At 62.5% G+C, this 20,727-nt stretch carries 28 protein-coding genes; 5 read left to right on the top strand and 23 right to left on the bottom strand.

Annotated features, from left to right (window positions below; translation table 11 throughout):
- Positions 1-68: 68 nt before the first annotated feature.
- On the bottom strand, positions 69-281 hold the full coding sequence (locus HWX07_RS08170) for a hypothetical protein (RefSeq protein ID WP_175875487.1): 213 nt from the start codon (positions 279-281) through the stop codon (positions 69-71).
- A gap of 635 nt (positions 282-916) precedes the next feature.
- On the bottom strand, positions 917-1,327 hold the full coding sequence (locus HWX07_RS08165) for a helix-turn-helix domain-containing protein (RefSeq protein ID WP_244129952.1): 411 nt from the start codon (positions 1,325-1,327) through the stop codon (positions 917-919).
- 339 nt (positions 1,328-1,666) lie between these two features.
- On the opposite strand from HWX07_RS08165, the gene HWX07_RS08160 reads away from it, so the two are divergent.
- From HWX07_RS08160 to HWX07_RS08140, 5 genes are all read left to right on the top strand, one after another.
- Entirely contained in the window at positions 1,667-2,245 is a 579-nt protein-coding gene (locus tag HWX07_RS08160; RefSeq protein ID WP_175875908.1) for a hypothetical protein, read from the top strand.
- Positions 2,226-2,831 carry a hypothetical protein gene (locus tag HWX07_RS08155; protein WP_175875907.1) on the top strand — a complete coding sequence of 202 codons (606 nt, stop codon included), beginning with the start codon at positions 2,226-2,228 and terminating at the stop codon, positions 2,829-2,831. Before HWX07_RS08160 ends, HWX07_RS08155 begins: the two co-directional genes overlap by 20 nt.
- A 347-nt stretch (positions 2,832-3,178) precedes the next feature.
- Positions 3,179-4,009 carry an FkbM family methyltransferase gene (locus tag HWX07_RS08150; RefSeq protein WP_175875906.1) on the top strand — a complete coding sequence of 277 codons (831 nt, stop codon included), beginning with the start codon at positions 3,179-3,181 and terminating at the stop codon, positions 4,007-4,009.
- 95 nt (positions 4,010-4,104) lie between these two features.
- Positions 4,105-4,341 carry a hypothetical protein gene (locus tag HWX07_RS08145; protein ID WP_175875905.1) on the top strand — a complete coding sequence of 79 codons (237 nt, stop codon included), beginning with the start codon at positions 4,105-4,107 and terminating at the stop codon, positions 4,339-4,341.
- A 120-nt stretch (positions 4,342-4,461) separates the two neighbouring features.
- Positions 4,462-5,583 (top strand): DUF2827 domain-containing protein, encoded by a 1,122-nt coding sequence (locus HWX07_RS08140; protein ID WP_175875904.1) that lies wholly within the window; start codon positions 4,462-4,464, stop codon positions 5,581-5,583.
- 231 nt (positions 5,584-5,814) lie between these two features.
- Here HWX07_RS08140 and HWX07_RS08135 read toward each other — a convergent pair whose 3' ends face one another.
- From HWX07_RS08135 to HWX07_RS08035, 21 genes are read right to left on the bottom strand one after another with little or no spacing between them, the layout of a single operon-like run.
- Positions 5,815-7,059, bottom strand: coding sequence for a glycosyltransferase family 9 protein (locus tag HWX07_RS08135; protein WP_175875903.1), 1,245 nt, complete (start codon positions 7,057-7,059; stop codon positions 5,815-5,817).
- 58 nt (positions 7,060-7,117) lie between these two features.
- Entirely contained in the window at positions 7,118-7,480 is a 363-nt protein-coding gene (locus tag HWX07_RS08130; RefSeq protein ID WP_060214295.1) for a hypothetical protein, read from the bottom strand.
- Positions 7,481-7,497: 17 nt separating this feature from the next.
- Complete coding sequence (locus HWX07_RS08125) at positions 7,498-8,070, bottom strand: hypothetical protein (RefSeq protein ID WP_175875902.1); 573 nt, start codon at positions 8,068-8,070, stop codon at positions 7,498-7,500.
- Positions 8,071-8,076: 6 nt separating this feature from the next.
- Positions 8,077-8,841, bottom strand: a complete 765-nt coding sequence (locus HWX07_RS08120; protein WP_226244857.1) for a sigma-70 family RNA polymerase sigma factor — start codon at positions 8,839-8,841, stop codon at positions 8,077-8,079.
- Positions 8,838-9,653 carry a flagellar type III secretion system pore protein FliP gene (gene fliP, locus HWX07_RS08115; protein WP_226244856.1) on the bottom strand — a complete coding sequence of 272 codons (816 nt, stop codon included), beginning with the start codon at positions 9,651-9,653 and terminating at the stop codon, positions 8,838-8,840. Before fliP ends, HWX07_RS08120 begins: the two co-directional genes overlap by 4 nt.
- Complete coding sequence (locus HWX07_RS08110; RefSeq protein WP_175875901.1) at positions 9,613-9,960, bottom strand: hypothetical protein; 348 nt, start codon at positions 9,958-9,960, stop codon at positions 9,613-9,615. The genes fliP and HWX07_RS08110 overlap by 41 nt, the downstream gene beginning before the upstream one ends.
- A complete protein-coding gene (gene fliN, locus HWX07_RS08105) occupies positions 9,957-10,289 on the bottom strand; it encodes a flagellar motor switch protein FliN (protein ID WP_060214286.1) in 333 nt (110 codons plus the stop codon). The genes HWX07_RS08110 and fliN overlap by 4 nt, the downstream gene beginning before the upstream one ends.
- Positions 10,286-11,107 (bottom strand): FliM/FliN family flagellar motor switch protein, encoded by an 822-nt coding sequence (locus HWX07_RS08100; protein ID WP_175875900.1) that lies wholly within the window; start codon positions 11,105-11,107, stop codon positions 10,286-10,288. Before HWX07_RS08100 ends, fliN begins: the two co-directional genes overlap by 4 nt.
- On the bottom strand, positions 11,104-12,297 hold the full coding sequence (locus tag HWX07_RS08095) for a flagellar hook-basal body complex protein (protein ID WP_175875899.1): 1,194 nt from the start codon (positions 12,295-12,297) through the stop codon (positions 11,104-11,106). Before HWX07_RS08095 ends, HWX07_RS08100 begins: the two co-directional genes overlap by 4 nt.
- Positions 12,298-12,319: 22 nt before the next feature.
- Positions 12,320-12,727, bottom strand: a complete 408-nt coding sequence (locus HWX07_RS08090) for a flagellar hook capping FlgD N-terminal domain-containing protein (protein ID WP_060036049.1) — start codon at positions 12,725-12,727, stop codon at positions 12,320-12,322.
- Positions 12,717-13,424: a hypothetical protein gene (locus HWX07_RS08085; RefSeq protein ID WP_175875898.1), complete on the bottom strand. Its 708-nt coding sequence runs from the start codon at positions 13,422-13,424 to the stop codon at positions 12,717-12,719. Before HWX07_RS08085 ends, HWX07_RS08090 begins: the two co-directional genes overlap by 11 nt.
- Entirely contained in the window at positions 13,421-13,870 is a 450-nt protein-coding gene (locus HWX07_RS08080; RefSeq protein WP_175875897.1) for a hypothetical protein, read from the bottom strand. The genes HWX07_RS08085 and HWX07_RS08080 overlap by 4 nt, the downstream gene beginning before the upstream one ends.
- Complete coding sequence (locus tag HWX07_RS08075; protein ID WP_175875896.1) at positions 13,867-15,189, bottom strand: FliI/YscN family ATPase; 1,323 nt, start codon at positions 15,187-15,189, stop codon at positions 13,867-13,869. The genes HWX07_RS08080 and HWX07_RS08075 overlap by 4 nt, the downstream gene beginning before the upstream one ends.
- Positions 15,182-15,901, bottom strand: coding sequence for a FliH/SctL family protein (locus HWX07_RS08070; RefSeq protein WP_175875895.1), 720 nt, complete (start codon positions 15,899-15,901; stop codon positions 15,182-15,184). Before HWX07_RS08070 ends, HWX07_RS08075 begins: the two co-directional genes overlap by 8 nt.
- Positions 15,898-16,452, bottom strand: coding sequence for a hypothetical protein (locus HWX07_RS08065; RefSeq protein WP_175875894.1), 555 nt, complete (start codon positions 16,450-16,452; stop codon positions 15,898-15,900). The genes HWX07_RS08070 and HWX07_RS08065 overlap by 4 nt, the downstream gene beginning before the upstream one ends.
- Positions 16,412-17,887 carry a flagellar basal-body MS-ring/collar protein FliF gene (fliF, locus tag HWX07_RS08060; protein ID WP_175875893.1) on the bottom strand — a complete coding sequence of 492 codons (1,476 nt, stop codon included), beginning with the start codon at positions 17,885-17,887 and terminating at the stop codon, positions 16,412-16,414. Before fliF ends, HWX07_RS08065 begins: the two co-directional genes overlap by 41 nt.
- A gap of 3 nt (positions 17,888-17,890) precedes the next feature.
- On the bottom strand, positions 17,891-18,196 hold the full coding sequence (gene fliE, locus HWX07_RS08055) for a flagellar hook-basal body complex protein FliE (protein ID WP_175875892.1): 306 nt from the start codon (positions 18,194-18,196) through the stop codon (positions 17,891-17,893).
- Positions 18,193-18,639, bottom strand: a complete 447-nt coding sequence (gene flgC, locus HWX07_RS08050; protein ID WP_175875891.1) for a flagellar basal body rod protein FlgC — start codon at positions 18,637-18,639, stop codon at positions 18,193-18,195. The genes fliE and flgC overlap by 4 nt, the downstream gene beginning before the upstream one ends.
- Before the next feature lie 3 nt (positions 18,640-18,642).
- Positions 18,643-19,008: a hypothetical protein gene (locus HWX07_RS08045; protein WP_059607231.1), complete on the bottom strand. Its 366-nt coding sequence runs from the start codon at positions 19,006-19,008 to the stop codon at positions 18,643-18,645.
- Positions 19,009-19,020: 12 nt separating this feature from the next.
- Positions 19,021-20,154: a flagellar basal body P-ring protein FlgI gene (locus HWX07_RS08040; RefSeq protein WP_244129951.1), complete on the bottom strand. Its 1,134-nt coding sequence runs from the start codon at positions 20,152-20,154 to the stop codon at positions 19,021-19,023.
- Positions 20,136-20,726: a flagellar basal body L-ring protein FlgH gene (locus HWX07_RS08035; RefSeq protein WP_175875890.1), complete on the bottom strand. Its 591-nt coding sequence runs from the start codon at positions 20,724-20,726 to the stop codon at positions 20,136-20,138. Before HWX07_RS08035 ends, HWX07_RS08040 begins: the two co-directional genes overlap by 19 nt.
- Position 20,727 lies beyond the last annotated feature (1 nt).

The following is a 20,727-nucleotide window of genomic DNA, read 5'->3' as shown; positions in this document are numbered from 1 at the left end:
CGAGTTCGTCACATATAACGAGCACGAACGCCCGCGCAAGCGGGCGTTGTTGCATCTGCGCTCGAATCCTAGAAGAGCTGTTTGGCGACGCGCCGGCGTTCGTCGTCATCGAGGTGCATGACGCGGATTCCATCGACCGCGCGACGCAGCCAGTCGTCGGCAATGACTCGATGTTCGTCGTTCGTGACGGCCGCCGTCGACGCCGGCAATTGCCGAATTCCAGCGCTGGCCGTCGCGCCGTCGTTGGTCCCGTTTGCAGCATAAATCTTGTGTTGGTCCAAAACGCACCACCCCTTGGAAATAGCACAGACATGACGCACGTACCAAATCGCGTGCGAAACGGTCGCTCAGCCAAGCGTGGCGCGGGTTTGAGGCGCACCACATTCCTGAGCGGAGAAACGAACTGCGGCGACCGCGGATCGCGCTGAGCCAATACGGACGGGGCTTTGCGGCATGGTGCAGATTGCACCACATCGAGCGCACGCCGACGACCGTGTGGCCTTGTTGTGGCCCTGGTGTATCGATCGTCTCGCAGACCTGTATCCCGGGTGTCGCCCGACAGAAAACGACAGGCACGACGGATATGTTTACGGAAATGCGGGGACGCATTGCCGAACCATATCGTGCCCAAAGGGCGCAGCCCTTTGGAAACCAGAGAGGTGCTGTCGATGTTCCATCGATGTGCTGCCGTGTACCGGTCGTGTTCCTGTTGCGTTCGTGCGAGGAGCAAAGGACGCTATTGCAGGATAGGCACATGGTGCCGAAACGTATGACAGGGGCCGATGTTGGAATGGCCCTCGTTGCTCGATGCAGTTCGGCTGCTGTCTTTATAGAAATAAAAAATAGGCTCCCCAACCCCGGCAGTCGCGTGGGGTGGGTGAGCCGCTCGTCGTGAGCGGCTAAAGAGGAAGGTCGATCAGCGTGCTTCCTGTGCGAGCACGGTATCGAGGACCCGCGCGACGAACTGCTGCTTGGCGCGAGGCAGTTGCGCGATCACTTCGATCTGCTTCTGCCACTTTGGCATCGGCTCGCGCTTGCTGCGCGGCGTCGAGTCCGCCTCTCCAAACAAATCATCGAGTGTGACCGACAGTGCGCGCGCGACGTGAGGCAGCGCCGAAACCGGAATGCGGCGGCGGCCGACCTCATACGACTGGTAAGTCTGTTGGGTCAATCCGAGCGTTTCCGCGAGCTGGGCTTGTGTGAGGCCGCGCGTCTTGCGGAACTGGGCCATACGTTCGCCCAGGGCGACAAAGAACGCGCGGTCGTCATCGGTGATCGGCAAGGCTGGCATGGCTGGAGGCGGTGCGTCGAGCAGATGGACAGCCAAGCGTGGCGCGGGTTTGAGACATCGCTCGCTAACGTGACAACACCTCTCCGAGCGGACCGCAATGTTCGCGAGCCCATAAAGGGGTCATTGTCAGGCGTGCTTTTCCTGATGAAACGGAGTCATTGAATCCCATCAGGGGTTATTGGGTTTATTTATTTCCGCGCAGTGGTTAATTTTTTCAAGCAATTGTGGCAAATTTGAGATGCATGAATTTTTTTTGGGATGTGATTGGGTATTCCGGATAATTTATATTTTGAACGATAGTGTTGACATTTAAATAATTTAAATTATTAACAAATCATGAATCAACAAAGCAAGGGGACGCGACTCCGCGGCACGATGCTCGCATCGCTGCTGGTCGTCACAGCACTGCTCTCTGCCTGCGCGAGTTCCTATGTCGACACGACCATCAAAGAGGTGCCGGCGGCGGAGATGAAACAGGTTGCGCAGCCGAAGCCTGTCCAGTTGGTATTCGAGTTCCAGAGCAAGGGCGCCCCGAATCCGCGTGCGACAGACCAGTTGAAAGATGTCGTGATCAAGGAAGTCAAGGACACCAACCTGTTTTCGGCCGTGTCGACCGATTCGGCGCCCGACGTCGCTCTGCTCAATGTGACGTTGAACAACGTTGTGCTGACGGACAATCCCGCCGCGAAGGGATTTGTCACGGGCCTGACTTTCGGCCTTGCCGGCAACGTCGTAACGGACGGGTATATCTGCACGGTTTCGTATTTGCCGGCGGGTCGCAGCACGCCGATCGTGAAGACTGCACGCCATGCCATTCACACGACAGTGGGAATAACCAGCCCGCCGCCAGCCGCACAGAAGGCGGCGTCGATCCGCGAGGCGATCGAGACAATGACGCGCGACGTGTTGAGCAATGCGCTGAAGGACCTTGCCGATGATCCGGCTTTCAATTGATTGGCGTATCAGCCGCTTGATTGGCTTCGGTGCGTTCTTGCTTGTCGCATCGTTGACAGGCTGCGCGGAGATGCCAATGAGCTTGCCGAAGCCCACTATCGAGAACACCGTGCGTATGCGAGCGGGCGGCCCGGTACTCGGGGCGATGGCCGTGGGCGAGTTCAGGCTCGATGCCGCGCTTCCTGCAAGCGTTGATCGCGGCGTCAGCGTTCGAAGCAATATGGTGCGGTCGCCGCTGGAGAACTCATTTGCCCAATATCTCCGGGAAACGTTACGCGTAGAGTTGCAGTCGGCCGGGCTACTCGACCCGCATTCCGATACGGTCATTACCGGCTCGCTGTTGAAAAGCTCCATTGAAGCGCCTGTCGGTACCGGCAGGGCGACGCTTGCTGCACGCTTTGTGGTGACGCGGACGGCAACAGTACTGTACGACCGCATCCTGACCGCGAGTACTGAATGGGATTCGGCTTTCCTTGGCGTATCGGCAATTCCCCAGGCGGCAGGGCAGTATGAATCCTTGTATCGAAGTTTGATTGGCCAGTTGCTGGAGGATGCCGCGTTCCGCGCAGCGGTCGCCAAATCGTAAACGCAGTCCGGGTGAATGGCGCTGCGCCGTCTCGTTCAGGACGCGAGGCGGACCGCGTTCGATACGTGAAGATCGGCATCCGGCTCATCAATCGCGAATCGATCACGACATCCCTTCTGGACAAGAATCTGGAAATCCCGCGGTATGTGCCTGCGACCGGATCGAATCAAGGAGGGGCATCAGGATCGCGGAGAGCCAAACATGGAAGTAGATAGCTACGACAAGCTTCAACCTGCATTGCTTGGCGGACACATTGCTGAATGCGGCCATACTTGCTTGTTCACCTACGACTTCGACACCTCCTACCCGAGCTGTGTTTAAATCACCGGAATCGACAGGAGGCCACCATGTTCTCGGAGCAGCGCCCTACAGCGTTCATTCTTGCTGCGACCAACCACGGTCCGCTAATCGTCAATCGCAACGATTATGCGATGGTCGACGGACGACCTTGCTATGGTGTAGGTTTTAACCTGCTCGAAACAGGCTCGTTCGACGGATCGGAGGTTGAATTCCTACTGTCGCTGCTGCGCGTTCAGCGACAGAGGTTAGGCGACGGCGTGGTATTCCTCGATTGCGGGGCTAATATCGGCGTATTTTCAATAGAGGCCGGTCGCATGATGACACAATGGGGAACGGTGCACGCTTTCGAGCCACAAGACTTCATTTTTTATGCTCTGGCCGGCAACATTGCCCTAAATAACCTTTTTAATGTTCAGGCGCATGGAGTTGCGCTCGGCGCGGCAGACGAAGTCATCACGATCCCGAGTGTGAACTATTCTCAGCCGGGTTCGTACGGCAGCCTCGAGATCAGGGAGCCTGCGACGTCAGTGTTGTCGATCGGGCAATCCGTCGATTACACACCGGAGACAGGGCGACAAGTTCGTCAAATCACCCTCGATGGTTTGAACCTGAAGAGGGTCGACCTGCTGAAGATCGATGTTGAATCGATGGAGATCGATGTATTGATGGGAGCGCGCTTCATCATCAAGACATTTCGCCCGATGATCTGGGTGGAGACGCTCAAGACTGACGCGCAGCGCATCAAAGATCTGCTCGGTGAGTACGATTACCGCTTTTTCGACGCGGGCCTCAACATGCTTGCGGTACCAGCCGATGACAGCGAATTACTCAAACGCTTCTGGGTGAATGAGGAAAACGTTCTTTTTGTTAATGTGTGACGTTGGTTTCTCGCTGTAGAGTAGCGGCGCAGTCGAGAGAGAAATCAGGCGTAGCGACGAAGTGACGCCCATGTTTTCGACCTTCGGCGATATGAATGAATGGACGATGGGCGCGCAAAATGGGCATCCCTCGCGACATCCTGAAAGGTTCGGCCGAACGATTCATCGAGGAGCAACGGACGGAACTGCGCAAGGCCTCCACGCGCAGGGACGGTTACGGTGGTACCCAGCTCAGCGTGCTTGAGCGCGGTTACGATCTGTTCCACCGAGTATTGCTTGCGCTTCATCGTCAACCTCCCGTTCCTGTTGGGAAAATTGCCTCCGAACACTAACACTCATGTGTGTCCAGGGTTTCCAGGGTCGATCAGTTCGAATTTTGACAGTTTTTAACTGCTCAGAAGAAGCGGGGACGCTATGATCTTATTCGCTACTTATCGAGCACCGGAGACCCAATGAGTTCGGCACGATCACTTAAAATTGGCATCACAATCGGCCTTCACCACGCGACGGAGAGCCTTTGGGTCAACGGCATCAAGCAGAACGCCCTGTATCTGATGAAGCTCTTTCAGCACTCACCGCTCGGGCATCAAGTCAAGCTGGTCAATACAACGAGCGTCAAGATCACAAACGATCTTCCGTGGGATCTTGGGCAGTTTCCGGTGTGCTCCTTCGACGATGCGAAAGATTCGCTCGATGTGCTGATCGAGCTCGGCGGGCAAATCGATCAAGAGCAAACCGCGTATCTGCAGGCGCGTGGCACGAAAGTCGTGAGCTACTGCTGCGGTCCGGAATACGTGCACATGATGCAAGCCATGATTTTCGGCAGACGGCATGCTGAAACGGTATTCATCAACCAACGTTACGACCAGGTGTGGATCATCCCGCAAGTCGTCGACACCAGCGCCGGCTTCTTCAGCGTATTGCGACGCCAGCCTGTTCGCGAGGTACCGTTCGTCTGGGACCCGATCTGCGTTGAAGAACGATCAGCCGCGCTCCCACATCGCGGGGAGTATCGCCCGACCGGGCAACCGAAGCGGTTGTCAGTCATGGAGCCGAACATCGACGTCACCAAGTTCTGCCTCTACCCGATCTTGATCGCGGAATTGGGTTACCGGAACTTCGGCTCAAAAATATCCTATGTGCATGCGACGAATTCGGAGCATCTTGCAAAAGGCAGCCCCGAATTTATCGGCATTGCGCATCACCTGGATCTCGTGAGAGATTCAAAAATAAGCTTCGTTGGGTATCACAATACACCTCAGTTTCTTGCGGAATTCACTGACATCGTCATCTCCCATCAATCAGGGCTTGCGTTGAATTATTTCTATTTCGACGTATGCTGGAACGGTTACGCGCTGGTTCACAACGCCGACCTCTGCCGCGAACTGGGTTACTTTTACAATAAAAACGATGTGGATGAAGGCTGTCGGCAACTCGAACGAGCGATCGAACTTCACGACGAGAGTTGGCAAGATTATCGAAATCAGCAACGAGAAAAGATTGGGCGGTTTTTGTCGACCAATCCGAAGCAGATCGAAGCTTATGACAAGTTGCTTCTCGGGCTTTTTGAGTAAGATCGATTGTCCCGCTTCAGTAATGGTTATATCAAGCTGAAGGGGCTGGATATCGCCAGGACGCTGGACATGTTGCCCAATTATTTTGCGAGGTAAGCGCGCAATCTGGTACCAGAAGATCCCCGGCCCGTTACACGCCGAAATCGGAGCGCGCCGTCTTGCGCCGAATGGACTGACGGACAGCAAATCGTCGTAGAAGCGGGCCATCACCACGCCTCGCCCGCGCAGCGATCACCCCATTTCATCATCGCCAGCCAACGCATCAGCCATTTCTGTTATCGGTCTGCTCCAGTCGCCCAATCTTGCTTGCCGATATAGCTGCATTGACCTGTACCACGGCGTATCGCGATGGCTGTTGTACCAGCGCTCGTCGCATGCCGCAGACAGCAACACCCATACTGGCCGCCCAAGCGCCCCAGCGAGGTGAGCCGGGCCCGTATCCACCGTGATCAATAAATCGAGCTCATTGAGAATGACGGCCGTATCGCCGAGATCGCGCAGCTCGTGACCGAGGATGCCGATGCCGTGTTGATCCAGCAGCCTATGCTCGTCGTCGGTGATCTTGCCGAACTGTAGCGCATGAAAACGACATTCCGACGAACTGAACAACGGTGCGAGTTGCTCCAGCGAGATAGATCGATACGGCTCGTGCCGCACCGCAGTATTGCTGCGCCAGATCAAACCTATCTCGCGAACGCCATGGCGTCGATTGCGGAAAGTAGCACTCGCAAGGGGCGCCATTTCCCGTCCAGCCGGCGCTTGTACGTACGGCTCCCCCCAGCTCGGGAAGTACGGCGTTTTTTGATACCGGACAAAGAGATCGAAGGTGCAGATGATGCAATCGCTTTGGTCGATTGCATCGCCGGCATTCTCGACCAGCGTGACCCAGTCATAGGTGGCGAGTACCGGAGCGAGTATGGCTGGCGCCTGCAATACGATACCCGCCGCACCTTCATCCCGTAACGCGCGCAGGTACCGGGAGAACATGAGCACGTCGCCAAGGCCGCCCTCCTGGATGATGAGGACACGCTTCCCGGCGACAGATTCGTCGCATCGAAGCAGTTTGTTGACAATCCTCTGATACTCGCTGGTATGAGACGGATAAATATTTGAAACCACGCCGGCTCGCCCCCAAGCATCGCGCGAGCGCCGATTAAGCGTGTGGGCTTCGCGAAAACGGCCTTGAGCGTACTGCGAGATCAGGAGTTCAGCTGTCAAGGCTCGCCGATCAGGTTCGTGGTGAAGCACCGTGAGCGATTGACTCAATAGAGGTTCGGCCTGCGAGAAAAGACCGAGAAGGTTCATGTCGATACCGATCTGCGCGCGAAAAAACGGATCGTCAACGCTGTCCGCGAGTTCTTTCAACACCCGTATGGCTTCTTCCGCGTGACCGGAGAGTCTGAGCGCCCGACACAGCGCGAGTCCGGCGCTCGGGGATTTGTCGCGGAGATAGATCTCGTATGCGCTGTCGAGCACGGTGTGATCGCTTGTCACTTTACCCCCGGTGAAGTGCGTTCGCTCAGTTTGACGAGCATTACTTGCGGCGTGCAAACGCGGCCATCAGGTCGTCCTTGAGGCTGTCATCTTCCAGGATGGCTTGCGCCACCCGGTTCGCAATCGACTGAAACGTCGGATCGTTGACCTGCTCGTCGCCGAATTGTCGGTGCAGCACATGCTCGACCGCGGCGCGCGTCAACTGGAACTCGTCGGTCACGCCCGCTGCGAGCAGCTGGTCGATATGCGCCCGGAGCGTTTCGCCCAACGGGCGCGGGCCGCCTTTCGATGTCGTACTGCCGGCCGACGTCGCGCCTGCGGCGCCCGGCCGCGCACGGGCCTTCTTGTCGAGCTCGCTGCGCAGTATCTCGGTGAGCTGGTCGAGCGTGGTGCGGGAAATCATGGCGATGGAAAAGCCTGTCAGCGGGGCGCGGAAGACGCGGAATCGATTTCCGGAAGGATACTCGTCTTTTCGGATGACGCGTGACTGCCCGGCGACGTACCAACGATCGACTCGATGTGGCGGAGTACATCCGCAATATAGCGATTGATCAGCGGGTATTTCGTATTCGATGCGATGCCCGCACGCAGCTGCTCGCCGGCCAGCGCGAAGCGGTCGTCCACGAGATTCAGCAAGCCGGTTTTCAGCACGCGCAGCGTATCGTCAGCTGGCAGCGCGTCGAGTGGCCGCCATGCCTCGACTGCACGATCGACGTGACCGTGAGTCAAGTGGAGAAAGCCGAGCATGAACCCGGCGACAGGGAAATCGGGCGTCAGTTGCCGCGATGCGTCGAAATCGTTTCTGGCGGCCTCGTAGTGCTGCGATCCGGCATGAACGGCACCGCGCAGGAACCACAGGCGATAGTCGTCGGGCCAGCGCTCGAGTGCGTTGTTCAACGCGTGGAGCGCCGCCTCGTCGCTGGATCGCATGGTTTCCACCAGCACGGCCATCCGGTCGTCCGGGCACAAGATCGATGACGGGTTGTTTTCCATGGCGAGTCACGCAAGAAGATAGAAGTCGTCGGTGCCGATCTGCCGACGAAGCTCGTCGAGTGCCGCGCGATGCAACTGCGAAATGCGGCCTTTGGACAGGTTGAGAATGTCGGCGATGTGCTCGAAGCTCAAGCGGTGAAAGTAGTGGTAGCGAATGATCTTCTGCTCGCGCGCAGGCAGGCGGTCGACCGCATCGTACAGGCGGGAACGCGTCTGCTGCTGCGCCAGCGTCCGGTATGGATGGTCCTGGAAGGGCTGCACCGCACCTGGGGCGGCATCGATCATGCCCGTATCGTCGAGCATGAAACTGATGGCGAGGCCGACCGTCACGCCCGCGAGCACGCGAAACACGTCGCGCGGCTCGTCACCGGGTGCATCCTTCAGGGACTCGAGCCGCTCACGGCGGATGCTGGCGCGCAGCGCGGTCTGTTCCTGCCCGTCGGTCAGCCGGACGACGCCGTCCAGCACGCTGCCCTTGATCCGTTGCGTGGCGAACGTCGTGAATGCGACGCCGCGGGTCCGGTCGAACCGGTCGATGGATTCGAGCAGGCCGACGCAGGAGAACTGCATGTAGTCCTGGTACTCGACATCGTCCCGATGCCGCCCGCGATACAGCTTGCCGGCGAGCGCGGCCGCATACGACAGGTAAAAATCGAACAGCGCCTCCCTGGCATCGGGGTCGCGCCTGCGCTCGAAGGCGAGCCACAGATCGTGTTCCCGTCCTTCTGGCGACAGAGCGTGCGTCGCGCCCGGCAGATCCGGCAGCGTCATTTGAAACTGCCCAGCACGCCGCGCAAAATGAGGCCCCAGCCGTCGACCAGCACGAACATCAGCACCTTGAGCGGCAGCGAGATCGTCGCGGGCGGCACCATCAGCATGCCGAGCGACAGCAGTACGCTGGAGACGACGAGGTCGATCAGCAGGAACGGCAACAAGATGACGAAGCCGATCTGGAACGACACGCGCAGCTCGTTCAGGATGAATGCGGGCGTCAATTGCAGCAGGCTGACGTCGGCGGGCGTGGCCGGAAGCGGTTGGCGCGACATCTCGTACATCCACTTCAGTTCGTCTTCGCGCACCTGGCGCAGCATGAAGTCGCGCAACGGCCCGCTGCTACGCTCGAGCGCCTGCGACAATTCCAGGTGACCGCCGATGAACGGCTGAAGCGCATCGTGGTTGATCGTCTGCAGCGTCGGCAGCATCGCGAACACGGTCAGGAACAGCGCGAGGCTGATCAGTACCGGCGTCGGCGGCGTTTCGGGCATGCCGAATGCATGGCGGATCATCGACAGCACGATCGCGATCCGGATGAAAGCCGTCATGGAGACCACGAATGCCGGGAGCAGGCTGAGTACCGTCAGTAGCACGGCGATTCGGACGGCTTCGGACATGCCGGCCCCGGTGCGCGCGAAGTCGGCGACGCCGAGCGCCGACAGCGGGGCTGCAGCCTGCGCCGCAGAAGCCGCATGGACCCAATTGGCGGCACCGCCCAGGAGGGCGAACAGCATGACGGCCAGAAAGCGGAGCAATGTCGAGCGCATCTCAGGGCTCCTGCGGCGACTGGTCGCGAGCGTCGACGACACGGCTGCCGTTCGCATCCGACATGAGGAGAACGACGCGCCGGTCATATTCGATCAGATGCAAGGTGGCCCGGGCGGACAGGCGGGCATGTTCGATCACGCGAATGCGCGGCACATTTCCGGGATCGCGTGGCGTGCCGCGGCCGGAGCGTGCCCGGATGACGAGTGCGGCGAGCACGCCGATCGCGAGGCACAACAGCAACGCCAGCACGACGCGAACCCAGTCGACGCCGAGGTGCGAGAAGAGGCCGGCGGCGGGCGCGGCATCCGGTGTGCGCTCGAGCCACGATGCGGGTACCGGTGCGGTCATCGATCGGCTGTTCCGACGCTGACGATGCGCACGCCGAAACGGCCATCGACGGCGACGATTTCGCCGGTCGCGATCGCCTTGCCGTTCAACGCGATCTCGACCGGATCGCCGAGCGATCGATCCAGCTCGAGCACGCCGCCCGATTGCAGCGTCATCATGTCCTTGACGTTCATCGTGGCGCGACCGAGCAGCACGTCGACCGTGACCTTGACGCCGTCGAGCAGCTCGAGCATCGGGCGCGGCGATGCTTCCGCGCTCGCGTCGGCGTGCTGTTCGGGCAGATCGACGCGGGCCGCGACGGCCTGTTTGGGAAACGTATGGGTAGTCATGGCGAGTCGGGCGTCGCGAGCGACGTCAGTTTGAAGGAAAGCGATGTACCGGTATGACCGGGCGTACCGAATGCGACGGTTGACGAGGTTTCGTCGACGACCAGCGTGGCAGGCGCGTCGATCGTGCGATCAAGGACGATGACGTCGCCCGGCGACAACGTCGTCAGCTGGGCAGCGGACAATTCACATCGACCGAGCCGCACGGACAGTGCGACCTGACACGTATCCAGCGCGATACGGCGCGGCGTCAGCCCGATGTCGATGCCCGAACGCGGGGTGGTGCGCGCGTCGGATGCTCCGTTGTTCCAGATGTGCCGGACGTCGCAGAACAGCAACGCAAGCGCGTCGCCATCCGGCGCGACGATCGCCAGCCGAAAAAGACCGTAGCCGCTGAACGATGCGGCGGCGGCGGGGACGTCATTGCCGGCGGGTGCTGAAGCTGTATGGCTGGAAGCGGGCGATGCGCACAGTGACGCAATCAGGTCGTCGCGGATTTCGGCGGCGATCGATGCGAGGAAGTCATGGCATGAGGGGTTGTCGAATGCGTGTCCACCCGCGGCGAACGCGGCGTCGATCAGACGCCGATCGCTGCGCTCGGACATGTCGATGCGCACCCCCGGAGCACACCAGTGACTGGTTTGCGCCCGCGCGTCGGGTTCGGGCGGTGTGCCGGGCAGGCTCGCGACGTCGCCCAGCGAAAAACACGTCCGACCGAACCACCGCGACTGCCAGTCGGAGAGTGCCGTCTCGAACAGCGCCCGCGCGAGATCAGGATCGCGGTTGCCGGCCGGGCGCCAGGTGACGGGGCCGACGCTCATCCCTGACTCCGCATCTGAAGCAGCTGTTGCATCATCTCGTTCGCCGCGCTCACGACTTGGGACGAAGCCTGAAAGCCGCGCTGGATCAGGATGAGCTGGCCGAACTCGGACGACAGGTCGACGTTCGACGCCTCGGTCGCACCGGAAAGCAGCTTGCCGACGCCGGCGCCGTTGCTTGAGCGATACGCAGGCGTGGCGGCGTGGCTCGCATCGAACAGTCCCTTGCCCATCTGAATCAGTTCCTGGGGATTGGAAAAACTGGCGAGGGCGACCGCGCCGAGCTTGTCGTTTTGTCCGTTGGAATAGCCGATCACGAGCTGACCGTCCTGGTCGACGCTCAGCGACGACAGCGTGCCGGTCGCGTACCCATCCTTGGACGACACGCGCAGGGTCGATGTCGTGCCCGCAGAATAGCTCGTCACGCCATTGGAGAAGTCGAGCGATACCGTGAGCAGCGGCGCGTTGGCAGGGCGCAACGTGACACTGATCTTGTTCTGCCCGGGATCGGGAATGCCGCCCGTGAATTGCAGCGTGCTTTCCTGGACGGGTGCGCCGTTCTCGTCGCTGACGGACACCTTCCAGCGTCCAGGAAGCGGACCGGAATCCGGTTTGAAATCGACCTTGAGCGTGTGTTTTCCGCCCGTGGCGTCATAGATGTCGATGTTGGGGATCGAGAAGCTGGTCGACCCCGTCGACAGGTTGTCGGTGAATTTGACGACGGTCGTTGCCACCGGTGGATTCACTTGCTTGCCGGCAACCGACAGACCCGAGAGATCGCCCGAGCCGGTGAGCGCCGCCAGTTGCAGGCCGGTGCTCTTGTCGCGAATCGACCCGTCGTCGTCGACGATGAACTGGCCGGTTCTCGTGTAGCGGGCGTCCTTTCCGTCGAGCAGCGTCAGGAACCCGTTGCCCTGGATCGCGAGATCGAGCTGACCATCGCTTGGTCGCGTGTCGCCTTGCTTGAAATTCAGCGAAGCGTAGCCGTATTCGACACCGCTCCCCGAATAGGTGACGTTCGGATTGCCGCTCGAGCCGCGTGCGAATTGCTGTCCGTAGTAGAGGTCGGCGAACTGCGGCGTCGATGTCTTGAAACCGGCGGTATTGAGGTTGGCCACATTGTTGCTGATGGTCTGCAAGCCGCGCGAATACGCGGTCAAGCCGCTCATGCCGATGTAGATGCTTTCAAGCATGGATCTCTCCCGGTCGCGCCGACTATCGGACCGCGACGATCTGCGCGACCGTCGCGTTGGTCAGGAACTGGCCGTCTGCCGTTTCGATCGTCAATTGCGGCTGGCCGTCCTTGAACGACACGCTCTTCACGACACCGCTCAGTTGGGCCGTATCCGTCTGCACGTCTACGTTGCGGCCGAGCAGGCCGACCGTCCTCGTGGCCGACTGGACCGTCAGCAGGCTGTCGATCTTGTCCGTCATCTGCCGGCTCTGCTCGAGCGACGTGAACTGTGCGAGCTGCGACACGAACTCGAAGTTGTCGACGGGCTTCAGTGGATCCTGGTAGGTGAGCTGCGTCAGGATGATCTGCAGCAGCGACTGCATGTTCAGGCCGAGCGAATCTGCCCGGGCGCCGAGATTGGCGGACGAGGCAATGGGATCAATCGCCATGAGTGGTTTCTCCGGGAGCGTTGCGGTCGATGCCGTTGATCAGGAGCTTCGACGCGGGGTAGCCGCTCTGCTGAAGAGCGGCGCGAACATGGGAATCGAGCAGGTCGAGATCGTCACGATCGGCCTGCGCGATGCGAAGCGACACAAGTGGCGCGCCGTTCCCCGGCAGGACCGTCACGCGAAACGGCGACGTGGCCGGTGCTTGCGATACGTTGGCGGCCGGGAGGTCGCGGCTGGGGGCGACGGCGGGGATGTGCTCTGTCGAGCCGGGTGCTTTTGCGTCTGGTTGCCCGAAACGCGCTGGCATCGGGCGCGGACCAGGCGCCTGATATGCGCTCGCCGACCGGGCCGAATCCCCACGCTGTGGCTGCGCTGTCGGCGCGCTTGTTTGCGTAAGCGTGACCGTCGGGCGGACGGCGGGCGCAACCGTCGCCACGGCTTGCGACGAGAGAGGCGACGCGATCGAGGCGATGTATTGTTGTCCGGCGATTTGGGGAGCGACCATCCGCGACTCGACGATTGGCGTGTTGGCGGGCGTCGGCCTGGCGGGACTGCCGGCCGACACCGCGTTACGCCACATGTCCTGCTCCATCGAGCGAAGCAACTGACCAAACGCATTGCCGGTGCCGCCGACCGATAAGCGCGGCGGTTCGGCAGATGTGTCGGCCGGGCGAAGCAGTTGAACATCCGTTGTCATCGGCTCCCTCCAGAAAGGGCCACTCGGATCTCCAGTTCGGTCATCCGTCGCTCGTCGAGCGTCGCGCGATGTCGTTTCTCCGCGTGCAGGGCGTACCGATCGGCGGATTCGGCGAGGCGGTCGCGTTGCTGCAGAGTCGCGCGAACAGCCTCCAGCTCGGTGGTCCGCACGTCGACGCGCCGGGATGCGGCGTCGCGGTGCACGGAAACGGAGTCGAGTGCGGCCGAGCAATTGGCGAGCAGCGCGGGCGATAGCCGGTCGGACAGGGCCGCACTGCGCCACGCCGCGAGATGCGCGTCGTGCTCGGCTTCGACCTGCTGTTGTCGGTCGCGCTCGACATCGAGCGCAGCACGGGCGTGCGCGGCACGCGAGATCGCCTGCTGCAGTTGCAGCCGACGGACGAGTGCAATGTCGAGCGCAGCGTCCCGTTGCGAGCGGCGTGTCATGGCGTCGCCTCCAGTATGGTTTTAAGCGAGGCGATCGCGTGATCGCGATCGGTAGCCTGCCCGACGTCCTGCCGGAGAAAATCGATGAGGCCGGAACGCACGCGCAACGCGTCGTCGAGCACGGGATTGCTGCCGGCGACGTAAAGGCCGGCTTCGATGAGCGTGCGCGAGCGCTCGTACAGCGACAGGCCGGCGACTGTGCGCGCGGCCAGACGGCGTGCATCGTCGCTGGCGACGTGTTGCATGACCCGACTGACGCTGCGCGTCACGTCGATCGCCGGAAAATGCCCCTGTTCGGCGAGCGTTCGTGTCAGCACGAGGTGTCCATCCAGCAGCGCGCGCATGGTCTCCGCCATCGGATCGTCGATTTCATCGGTTTCGGCCAGTACCGTCATCAGCGCGGTGATGGCGCCGCCGTCGCGCACCGCGCCGCAGCGCTCGACGATCTTCGGTAACGCGGCGAAGACACTCGGCGTATAGGCGCGAAGGGTCGGCGGCTCTCCCGCCGCGAGGCCGATCTCGCGCAGTGCGAGTGCATAGCGCGTGATCGAGTCGAGCAGCAGCAGCACATGCTTGCCCTGCGAACGGAAATACTCGGCGTGAGCGAGCGCGGCCGATACGCTGCGCGCGCGCAGGATGGCGGGTTGGTCGGATGTGGCGATTACCATCACCGACCGCGCGCGCGACGCATCCTGAAGCGACCGGTGCCAGAAATCCTCGGCTTCACGTCCGCGTTCGCCGACGAGGCACAGAACGCACACGTCTGCATCGACGTGGCGAGCCAGTCCGGACAGCAGCGTCGTTTTACCGACGCCGCTACCCGCGAAGACGCCGATGCGCTGGCCGACACCGAGCGTCAGTAGCGTATCGATTGCCCGGATCCCCGTGTCCAGCGTACGGTCGGGGGTGGCGCGATCGAGCGGCGACGTGGGCACGCCCGCAAGCGGCCACGCATGGCGGGCGGCAATCGCAGCCCCGCCGTCGAGCGGCTGGCCGAGCGGATCGACGATCCGCCCCAGGTACGCTTCGCCGACGGGCAGTGTCGCGTCCGAGCCGACCGCGCGTACCGTATCTCCGACACGCAGCGACGGGGTGGCCTGATAAGGGGCAAGCGTAATTCTGCCCACTTCCGCACGAGTGACCTCGGCATAAAGCGGCGGCGATTGTTCTCCCAGGACGCAAAGCGACCCGACTGCTACGCCGGGGCCGTTTGCATCGACGAAGGTCGGCATGATGCGGGTCACGTTGCCGAGTCGCGCCGCGGGGTCGAGGCGGCGCAGCGCGTCGATATAGGGATGCACGGAGCGCCGCTCAGACATGACTGTCGGTCTCCCGGATCGTCGCGGCGATGCTCGCCAACTGGCGCGGGATGCCGACGTCGAGCTTGCCGAGCGTCAGTTCGATGACGCAGGCACCGGCAGGAAGCTGCGGATCGGCGACGAGCGACACCGACGGTGCCGTGTCGAGCGTGCGCCGAACAGTGTCGAGCCGTGCCGGATCGCGGAAATCGTCAGCGGACACGCGGATTCCGACGAGCGACTCCTGCGCGATCGACGTCAGGCGATGGCGTACGGTGTCGATGACGAGGTCGGCATGACTGGTCGGATCTCCCAGCACGCGCTCCAGAGCGACAAGTGCGACCTCTGCCGCGAGCCTCTCCAGCGACGCAAGCCGAGCAATGAACATGTCGCGCGCGGTATCGATGCCGCTTTTCAGCAACACGAGCCGTTCGGTCTCGGCATGCGCCGCCTGCCGAATGCCTTCTTCGATGCCGCGCTCGAATGCCGTTCGGGAGGATTGCGCGAGTTCGGCCTCGTGGCCCGATGCTGCCGCTTCGAGTGCGGCGATCCGTGCAAGCAGGCGATCACGCTCCGGCGCAAAGGCATCGTTGGTGTTGCCATCGTCGAGCACACGCGCCACCGGGGCAAGTTCCGCCGGCGACGAACCAGGCTCCGTCACGGCCGACTGTGCACCGAGCGACACGCGATCGACACTCAGCATGATCTGAGCGGCCTTGATGATCGGGCTCATGCGCGCCTCCCGCGGAGGCCGTCGAGCAGACGCCGCGTCCATGAGCTCGAGGGGCGCCGCGAAGTTGCGTCGGCCTCGACGGCCGGCGGAAGCGCCCGAATCGCTTCGTCAGCGGCGCGCAGCAGCGCGGCGCGTGCACGCGGGGGAAGCGGCGCGACGACATGACGCCGCCATGCCGGATGATCGGCGAACAGGCGCGTGCGCTGCGCGTCGTCAAAACAGCCGGCCAGTTGTGCGAGCAGCGCATCGGGCCAGTGGCCGGCGAGGCGTCCGATCGCGGGAACGGCATGGTCGGCCGATCCGTGGCTCTCGTCTTGCGACGGTGCGGCAGACAGGACCGTCGCGAATCCGCCAGCTTCTCCCGGGCCGAGCGACGCCGCGTCCTTGAGCAGCGGGCGTAACTGCTTGCGCTCGGCGTCCGACAACGCATGCCAGACGGCTTCGATGTCATCGGCAGGCCGATGGGCGAGATCGGCGACCAGGCCGCGCAGGCGTCGGTCGATACGCGCGTTAGCCTTCATGATGCTGACGACTCTCGGAAAGAAGGGCACGGAGGCGCGTGACGTACTCGGCACGTTCGGTCGAAGTCATCGCGTGCAGGCCGGTCGATCGTCTGCTGGTAGCCAGCGCGCGCCACAGCAGGGCGCTTCCGATGAGCAGCGCGAGGACCGTTGCATACGCGACGACGGGCCCGGGCAATCCGAGCCGCTTCAAAATACGCTGCGTGCCGTCCGGTTGCGCGGACACCGGTTCGGTGCGCGGATCGTCGGCGAGGTTCGATGCAGGAACGGTGCGGTCGGCGCCGTCTACTGGCAGCGGCGACGCGATTCCGGTTGCCGATCCGTCAGCTGGCTGCGTGCGTGCAAAAATGGCCACCGTATCGCCACGCGCCCCGTCAGCACCGACGGCCGCGGCCGTGACGGATTTCAGCTGCGCCAGCGTTTCTTCAGGCAGCGTGCCGTCGATCACGACGCCGACGCTCAGATGTTTCAGCGAGCCCGGGGCCGACACGACCTGCTCCAGCTTGCGTTCCGATCGCGTGCCGTCGGACGACGGTGTGGACGGCAACGGAGGTAGGCCGGGGGCTCCGATGCCTTTGCCGTTCGTCGACGAGGGTGGCAACGGGGTGCCGGTCGAGCCCGCGCTCGCGATCGGCCGGTTCAGATCGGATTCGTTGGTGATGCGCACCTGATCGAAATTCAGCATTGCGTCGACGCTGACCGTTGCATGGCGCGCGCCGAGCAACGGGGCAATCTGCACGCCGATCTTGCGCTCGTACTCGCGTTCGAGTGCGTGCTTGAGCGCGTAGTGCGGATCATCGACGGGCACGTCGCGCCCCGCGGCCGATTCCCCGCGCTGGTCGAGCACCGTCACGTCGGCGGCAGACAACTGCGGAACCGCGGCGGCCACGAGGCGCTGAATGCCGCGCACCGTGTCGGGGCCGAGCGTATGGCCGCTGCGCATGAACAGTGCGACGGAGGCCTTCGGCCGATCATCCGCGCGCCGGAAGATCGACGAATCGGGAAACGCGAGATGGACACGCGCGAGTTCAATCTCGTCGAGCGACATGATGGTTCGTGCGAGTTCGCCCTGCAGCGCACCCTGGTAGTTAACCTTCTGCGCGAAGTCGGTGATGCCGAGATCCGAGTTGTTGAACAGTTCGAAGCCGACGGCCCCCTGTAGCCGCATGTCGCTACTCATCAGCTTGAGCCGCATGACTTGCGCGTCGGCGGCGGGAACCAGCACGGCAGACGACGATTCGTCGACCCGGAAGGGGACTTTCTGCCGTTCGAGTTCGGCGACGATGGTGGCCGCGTCCTGTGGTTTCAGGTCGCGGAACAATACCTGATAGCGTGGACGCAATGCGAAATAGCCGGCCGCGATCAGCGATGCGACGATCGCGACGAGTATGGCAACGCCAGCCAACTGGCGGCGCGGCGACGCGTCGGCAAACGACGCGCGAATACGTGTGAGCAGGGATTCCATGGTTTACAGCTGCATCCGCATCAGTTCCTGGTAACCCTCGACGATGCGAGAGCGCACTTGCAACGCGAGCTGCAGCGACATGCGCGCTTCCTCCAGCGCGATCATGACCTGATGCGGCGGTACGGCGCCGTCGAGCGCGAAACGGGTGACGGCGTCGTCGGCAAGCCTGGCGGTCTGGTCGACACGGGTCGCGCCCGCGACGAGCCAGTCCGCGAAACTCGACTGCTGCGCAAGCGGCGACATCGCGGCCGTTTCCGACAGCGGGGCGCTCTGCAGCATGGAGATCGATTCGACCGGATTGGCGCTCATGAGCGGGCCCCGAGTTCGAGCGCACGCATGTACATCGATCGTGCGGCGTTGAAGATCACCGTATCGGCTTCGTAGCTGCGCAGCGTCTGCACCATCAACGCCATTTCTCCGGCATGGTCGATTCCCGGATAGGCGACCATGCCGTTGGCATCGGCATGCGGATGCGCCGGGTCGTGGACGAGCCGCAGCGGCGTATCCATGCGCTCGACGCCGTAGCTCTGGACACCCGTCATGCCGAAGGTCGGCGACGTATCACCGTTGCGCAGGTGATCGTCGAAGGTTGCGCCGACTCTCGGGCCGGAGACGAGACGTAACGGGTGGTACGGCTGCCCGTCCGCCGTGCGGGTCGTGCCGGCATTGGCGAGGTTCTGTGCGATGACTTCCATACGCTGGCGCTCGACGTCGAGCCCCGAGCGGGCGATTGCAAAAAGGCTGTTTCCCATCGCTTACATTCCCTTGATGGCGAGTTGGCGGATCTGCAGCGTCCGGTCGAGCATGCCGATCAGCATCGCGTAGCGCGCGGCGGTTTCGGATGCGGACGCGATTTCATCATCGAGACGGACCGTGTTGACGTCGATCGGCAGCGGTGCGCCGAACGAAGGTTCGACCGACCGGATGCGCGCGAGACGCGTATCGACGGTGTCGCCCGCACGGGTGTCGGCTGCATCGCGCAATGCGTCTTCGAATGTCACGCGGACCGGCACGTACCCGACCGAATTGGCGTTCGCGATGTTCTGTGCGGTGGCGGCCTGTCGCGCGAACAGCCCGTCGAGCGCCTTGGTTGCGATCGACGCGACGAGATCGATGGACATGAATCCCTCTCCTTATTGAACGATGATGTCGGCGTGCAGCGCGCCGGCGGCTTTGATTGCCTCAAGGATCGCGATCACATCCCGCGTGCTGATCCGGCTGGCCTTGAGCGCCTGGACGAGATCACCGACGCTGCCTTGCGGAAACGATGCGGCGACCGTCTGGCCCGGTTCGTCGACGTAGAGCTCGCTGTTGCCGACGACGAGGCTGCGCACGTTCGGGCCCGTGATCCCGATGAGGCCCGGTTGCGACGCGTTGTACTGCGTGGCGACGGTCACCTTGATGTCGCCGTGCGAGATCGTGATCGGTGCGATGTGCGTATCGCCACCCGCGACGACCGTGCCGGAACGCTCGTTGATCACGACGCGCGAACGCTGGTCGGGGGCCACGGCGAGGGATTCGATGCGCGCGACGTAACCGTTCAGGTTGCCACCGTCCAGCGGCGCCCGGATGCGCACGGTGCGCGCATCGGTCGAGCGGGCGGTCCCGCCGCCGAACGAGCGGTTGATCTGCGCCGCAATGCGTTCCGCCGTGATCGCGTCGGCGTCCTTCAGGACGAAACTGAGGTAGCCGTCGCGATTGATCAGTTCGGCCGTGACCGGTACTTCGACGGTCGCCCCCTCGGGAACGGTGCCTGCGGTAGGGTGATTCTTCATGCGCAGGTTGCCGTTTGCATCGTAGCGATAGCCGCCGACGGATACCGCCCCCTGCGCGAGCGCATAGACCTTGCGGTCGGGCCCGCGCAGCGGCGTCATGATCAGCGTGCCACCGGACAGGCTGCGTGCATCGCCCATCGACGTCACGTTGACGTCGAGCTTGTCGCCGACGTCCGAGGTCGGCGGCAGCGACGCCGTGATCATGACCATCGCGACGTTGCGGCTTTGCAGTTGATCTTGTGTCAGGTTCAGATCGAACTGCGACAGCATGTTCGTCATCGCCTGGCGGGTCGCCTGGTTGCGCGGGGTGTCGCCCGAGCCCGACAGGCCGGTGACGATCCCGTATCCGACCAGCATGTTGTCACGCCAGCCGAGGAAGCGGCCGAGATCCTTGAGGCGAACATCGGCCGTGGCCGCGCTGGCGGTGGTCGAGATCGCGCAGACCAGCCACGCGGCATGGATGAAGAAGCGCTTTACCATAGGCCGAGCCATGCGAAGAAGCGTGGAATGAGGCCGGGCCGCGAGCGATCGGTGATGAAGCCTTCGCCGGTGTAGTCGATCTTCGCATCCGCGAGTCGCGTCGATAGCACCGTGTTGTTCGCAGCGATGTCGATCGGCCGGATGCGGCCTTCGAGACGGATGCGGGTTTTTTCGCCGTTGACGTCGATGTCCTGCGTGCCGGCAACGATGAGGTCGCCGCTCGGTGTCACGCCTGTGACGCTGGCGCTCAGCTGTGCGAGTAGCCGGCCCGTGCGCTGAATCTGGCCTTTGCCGCCGTAGTTGTCGCCGAGACCGACCTGTGCGGAATTCTTGCCTGCGTACAGCGTCGACACGTTGCCCTGCACACCGAAGCCTGTTTTCGTCGACGTGTCCGCGGTATTGCTCGCGCTCGAGTTTTCGTAGATGAGGATCGTGACGATGTCGCCCGGCCGCGACGCGCGTCGGTCCGCCGTCAGCGATTCATAGGTCGAACCTTGATAGAGGTCGGCCGCTGAGGCGGGGCGCACCCCGAGCAGCGACGCCGCAAGCGCGGCCGCGTACACGAAGGAAAGGATGCTGCGCATG

Origin of the sequence: Burkholderia sp. BCC0097 (assembly GCF_902832985.1) — a bacterium.
GTDB lineage: Bacteria > Pseudomonadota > Gammaproteobacteria > Burkholderiales > Burkholderiaceae > Burkholderia > Burkholderia orbicola.
The sequence above is the reverse complement of the archived record's forward strand: the minus strand, read 5'-3'. Positions and strand labels throughout refer to the sequence as shown.

What these genes read in the sequence shown, in the direction of transcription:
- HWX07_RS08145 (WP_175875905.1), top strand. Translation starts at nt 4,105, where the DNA reads ATGAATGGACGATGGGCGCGCAAAATGGGCATCCCTCGCGACATCCTG.
- HWX07_RS08125 (WP_175875902.1), bottom strand. Translation starts at nt 8,070, where the DNA reads ATGGAAAACAACCCGTCATCGATCTTGTGCCCGGACGACCGGATGGCC.
- HWX07_RS08090 (WP_060036049.1), bottom strand. Translation starts at nt 12,727, where the DNA reads ATGGCGATTGATCCCATTGCCTCGTCCGCCAATCTCGGCGCCCGGGCA.
- HWX07_RS08150 (WP_175875906.1), top strand. Translation starts at nt 3,179, where the DNA reads ATGTTCTCGGAGCAGCGCCCTACAGCGTTCATTCTTGCTGCGACCAAC.
- HWX07_RS08160 (WP_175875908.1), top strand. Translation starts at nt 1,667, where the DNA reads ATGCTCGCATCGCTGCTGGTCGTCACAGCACTGCTCTCTGCCTGCGCG.
- HWX07_RS08130 (WP_060214295.1), bottom strand. Translation starts at nt 7,480, where the DNA reads ATGATTTCCCGCACCACGCTCGACCAGCTCACCGAGATACTGCGCAGC.
- HWX07_RS08080 (WP_175875897.1), bottom strand. Translation starts at nt 13,870, where the DNA reads ATGACACGCCGCTCGCAACGGGACGCTGCGCTCGACATTGCACTCGTC.
- HWX07_RS08095 (WP_175875899.1), bottom strand. Translation starts at nt 12,297, where the DNA reads ATGCTTGAAAGCATCTACATCGGCATGAGCGGCTTGACCGCGTATTCG.
- fliN (WP_060214286.1), bottom strand. Translation starts at nt 10,289, where the DNA reads ATGACTACCCATACGTTTCCCAAACAGGCCGTCGCGGCCCGCGTCGAT.
- fliF (WP_175875893.1), bottom strand. Translation starts at nt 17,887, where the DNA reads ATGGAATCCCTGCTCACACGTATTCGCGCGTCGTTTGCCGACGCGTCG.
- HWX07_RS08045 (WP_059607231.1), bottom strand. Translation starts at nt 19,008, where the DNA reads ATGTCCATCGATCTCGTCGCGTCGATCGCAACCAAGGCGCTCGACGGG.
- HWX07_RS08140 (WP_175875904.1), top strand. Translation starts at nt 4,462, where the DNA reads ATGAGTTCGGCACGATCACTTAAAATTGGCATCACAATCGGCCTTCAC.
- HWX07_RS08035 (WP_175875890.1), bottom strand. Translation starts at nt 20,726, where the DNA reads ATGCGCAGCATCCTTTCCTTCGTGTACGCGGCCGCGCTTGCGGCGTCG.
- HWX07_RS08040 (WP_244129951.1), bottom strand. Translation starts at nt 20,154, where the DNA reads ATGGCTCGGCCTATGGTAAAGCGCTTCTTCATCCATGCCGCGTGGCTG.
- HWX07_RS08120 (WP_226244857.1), bottom strand. Translation starts at nt 8,841, where the DNA reads ATGACGCTGCCGGATCTGCCGGGCGCGACGCACGCTCTGTCGCCAGAA.
- HWX07_RS08070 (WP_175875895.1), bottom strand. Translation starts at nt 15,901, where the DNA reads ATGAGCCCGATCATCAAGGCCGCTCAGATCATGCTGAGTGTCGATCGC.
- fliE (WP_175875892.1), bottom strand. Translation starts at nt 18,196, where the DNA reads ATGAGCGCCAATCCGGTCGAATCGATCTCCATGCTGCAGAGCGCCCCG.
- flgC (WP_175875891.1), bottom strand. Translation starts at nt 18,639, where the DNA reads ATGGGAAACAGCCTTTTTGCAATCGCCCGCTCGGGGCTCGACGTCGAG.
- HWX07_RS08085 (WP_175875898.1), bottom strand. Translation starts at nt 13,424, where the DNA reads ATGACAACGGATGTTCAACTGCTTCGCCCGGCCGACACATCTGCCGAA.
- HWX07_RS08110 (WP_175875901.1), bottom strand. Translation starts at nt 9,960, where the DNA reads ATGACCGCACCGGTACCCGCATCGTGGCTCGAGCGCACACCGGATGCC.
- HWX07_RS08075 (WP_175875896.1), bottom strand. Translation starts at nt 15,189, where the DNA reads ATGTCTGAGCGGCGCTCCGTGCATCCCTATATCGACGCGCTGCGCCGC.
- HWX07_RS08155 (WP_175875907.1), top strand. Translation starts at nt 2,226, where the DNA reads ATGATCCGGCTTTCAATTGATTGGCGTATCAGCCGCTTGATTGGCTTC.
- HWX07_RS08100 (WP_175875900.1), bottom strand. Translation starts at nt 11,107, where the DNA reads ATGAGCGTCGGCCCCGTCACCTGGCGCCCGGCCGGCAACCGCGATCCT.